A 3,457-nucleotide genomic window follows, 5' to 3' on the forward strand; every position below is an offset into this window, starting at 1 on the left:
GTCCGGTGATATGGCGCGCATGGCGTGCCTCTTTGACATTGTGAATGGGTTTTTTTAATCGATGCCGTGGCGACATGGCTTTGATCTGGCGGCGTTTTCCGTGAGGGAAGCGGTGGCGGATCAAAGTGTTTGTCGACACTTAAATATCTGGCTGAGTTTAATAACCGCACGGCTGATGACGGCTTCAGGGGTGTCGTTGGTGGTGTGGACTCTCAAGCGTGAGGTAAGGGCATCTGGTGAATGCCTTGGCATGTACAGGCGATGAAGGACGTGGCACGCTGCGATAAGCGTGGGGGAGCTGTGAGCAAGCTTTGATCCCGCGATTTCCGAATGGGACAACCCACCTTCACCATTTAAGACTGGTCCTGTGTAAGCAGGATCCGTGTTAAATGGGAGAGGTATCACTAAGCTGAATAAAATAGGCTTTGGTGAGGCGAACCCGGAGAACTGAAACATCTCAGTACCCGGAGGAAAAGACATCAACCGAGATTCCGTTAGTAGTGGCGAGCGAACGCGGACCAGGCCAGCGCCTGATGTTTAGTTAACAGAACACTCTGGAAAGTGTGGCCATAGCGGGTGACAGCCCCGTATGTGAAAGCGAAACATCAGGACTTGAGTAGGGCGGAGCACGTGAAACTCTGTCTGAGCATGGGGGGACCCCCCTCCAAGCCTAAATACTCGTACATGACCGATAGCGAACCCGTACCGTGAGGGAAAGGTGAATAGCACCCCGATGAGGGGAGTGAAACAGTACCTGAAACCGGATGCCTACAAGCAGTGGGAGGGTCCTTGAGACCTGACCGCGTACCTCTTGCATAATGGGTCTGTGACTTAGTGTATCAAGCAAGCTTAAGCCGTTAGGTGTAGGCGCAGCGAAAGCGAGTCTGAATAGGGCGACTGAGTTTGATGCATTAGACCCGAAACCCGGCGATCTATGCATGACCAGGCTGAAGGTGCGGTAACACGCACTGGAGGGCCGAACCGTTTAATGTTGAAAAATTATCGGATGAGTTGTGCTTAGGGGTGAAAGGCCAATCAAGCCGGGAAATAGCTGGTTCTCCGCGAAATCTATTGAGGTAGAGCGTCGGATGATTGCCGTTGGGGGTAGAGCACTGGATGGATGCGGGGGTCGCGAGATCTACCAATTCTAACCAAACTCCGAATACCAACGAGTCTAGTCCGGCAGACAGACGGCGGGTGCTAAGGTCCGTCGTCAAAAGGGAAACAGCCCTAACCTACAGCTAAGGTCCCCAAGTCATCACTAAGTGGGAAAGCATGTGGGATTTCCAAAACAACCAGGAGGTTGGCTTAGAAGCAGCCATCCTTTAAAGAAAGCGTAACAGCTCACTGGTCTAAATAAGAGATCCTGCGGCGAAGATGTAACGGGGCTAAAGTGATGCACCGAAGCTTAGGGTTCAGATCTTTGATCTGAGCGGTAGCGGAGCGTTCCGTAGGCCGTTGAAGCGGGAGGGTAACCGACCGTGGAGGTATCGGAAGTGCGAATGCAGACATGAGTAGCGATTAACAGTGTGAGATGCACTGTCGCCGAAATTCCAAGGGTTCCTGCTTAAAGCTAATCTGAGCAGGGTAAGCCGGCCCCTAAGACGAGCCCGAAGGGGGTAGTCGATGGGAACCACGTTAATATTCGTGGGCCTGGTGGTGTGTGACGGATGGCGTAACTTGTTCGGCCTGATTGGATTGGTCCGGGCAGGGAAGTTGTCCCAGGAAATAGCCCCACCGTATAGACCGTACCCTAAACCGACACAGGTGGAATGGTAGAGTATACCAAGGCGTTTGAGAGAAGTATCCTGAAGGAACTCGGCAAATTGCCTCCGTACCTTCGGAAGAAGGAGGCCCCACATTAAGGCAACTTTTTGTGGGGGGCACAGGCCAGGGGGTAGCGACTGTTTAGCAAAAACACAGGGCTCTGCTAAGTCGGCTTCAAGACGACGTATAGGGCCTGACGCCTGCCCGGTGCCTGAAGGTTAAGAGGAGGAGTGCAAGCTCTGAATTGAAGCCCAGGTAAACGGCGGCCGTAACTATAACGGTCCTAAGGTAGCGAAATTCCTTGTCGGGTAAGTTCCGACCTGCACGAATGGCGTAACGACTTCCCCACTGTCTCCAGGATATGCTCAGCGAAATTGAATTCTCCGTGAAGATGCGGAGTACCCGCGGTTAGACGGAAAGACCCCGTGCACCTTTACTGCAGCTTCAGAGTGGCATTAGGAAAGAACTGTGTAGCATAGGTGGGAGGCTTTGAAGCGATGACGCCAGTTGTCGTGGAGCCATAGGAGAAATACCACCCTGTTGTTTTCTGATGTCTAACCTCGCACCGTTATCCGGTGCAGGGACCCTCTGTGGCGGGTAGTTTGACTGGGGCGGTCGCCTCCTAAAGAGTAACGGAGGCGCGCGATGGTGGGCTCAGGACGGTTGGAAACCGTCTGTTAGAGTGCAATGGCATAAGCCCGCCTGACTGCGAGACTGACAAGTCGAGCAGAGACGAAAGTCGGTCATAGTGATCCGGTGGTCCCTCGTGGAAGGGCCATCGCTCAACGGATAAAAGGTACGCCGGGGATAACAGGCTGATGATTCCCAAGAGCTCATATCGACGGAATCGTTTGGCACCTCGATGTCGGCTCATCACATCCTGGGGCTGGAGCAGGTCCCAAGGGTTTGGCTGTTCGCCAATTAAAGTGGTACGTGAGCTGGGTTCAGAACGTCGCGAGACAGTTTGGTCCCTATCTGCCGTGGGCGTCGAAATTTGAGAGGAGTTGACCCTAGTACGAGAGGACCGGGTTGAACATACCTCTGGTGTACCAGTCGTTCCGCCAGGAGCGCAGCTGGGTAGCTATGTATGGACGGGATAACCGCTGAAAGCATCTAAGCGGGAAGCCTCCCTCAAGATAAGATTTCATCGAGCCGTAGTAGACCACTACGTTGATAGGCCGGATGTGGAAGCGCGGTAACGCGTGAAGCTAACCGGTCCTAATTGCTCTGTTCGCGCTTAAACGGTTCTCACAAGGAACCGCAGAGTCCCACCATCAACGACAGCCTTGAAAATCTGTCCCAACATGGCGGCGGCTATTGAGCCAGCCCAGATATAATCGCAAACACGCCGTGCACGGCATCGATCATAACCCAAAGCGCCAGCTTCATTGCTTGGTGACCATAGCGTCAGTGACCCACCCGATCCCATCCCGAACTCGGACGTGAAACCTGACTGCGCCGATGGTACTGTGGCTCAAGCCCCGGAAGAGTAGGGCGTCGCCAGGCATTGAAGCTCGCGCTTTGAACATACATAAAACCCATTCACAATCCGCAGCAAAAGGGCCGAGCCCAAAAGCTCCCCCAAAACGCTGCCGCCGCGGGGTGGAGCAGTCCGGTAGCTCGTCAGGCTCATAACCTGAAGGTCACAGGTTCAAATCCTGTCCCCGCAACCACATCAACACACACACAC

The 3,457-nt window shown here is 53.9% G+C and carries 1 tRNA gene and 2 rRNA genes; all 3 read left to right on the forward strand.

Going from position 1 to position 3,457, the window contains the following annotated elements:
- Window positions 1-214: 214 nt before the first annotated feature.
- The 3 genes from C100_RS30025 (at window position 215) to C100_RS30035 (ending at window position 3,440) form a co-directional block, all read left to right on the forward strand.
- A 23S ribosomal RNA gene (locus C100_RS30025) occupies window positions 215-3,008 on the forward strand.
- Window positions 3,009-3,158: 150 nt separating this feature from the next.
- Window positions 3,159-3,273: ribosomal RNA gene (rrf, locus tag C100_RS30030) — 5S ribosomal RNA — on the forward strand.
- Between the two features lie 90 nt (window positions 3,274-3,363).
- A tRNA-Met gene (locus C100_RS30035) sits at window positions 3,364-3,440 on the forward strand.
- Window positions 3,441-3,457 lie beyond the last annotated feature (17 nt).

The organism is Sphingobium sp. C100 (assembly GCF_000508185.1).
Classification (GTDB): domain Bacteria; phylum Pseudomonadota; class Alphaproteobacteria; order Sphingomonadales; family Sphingomonadaceae; genus Sphingobium.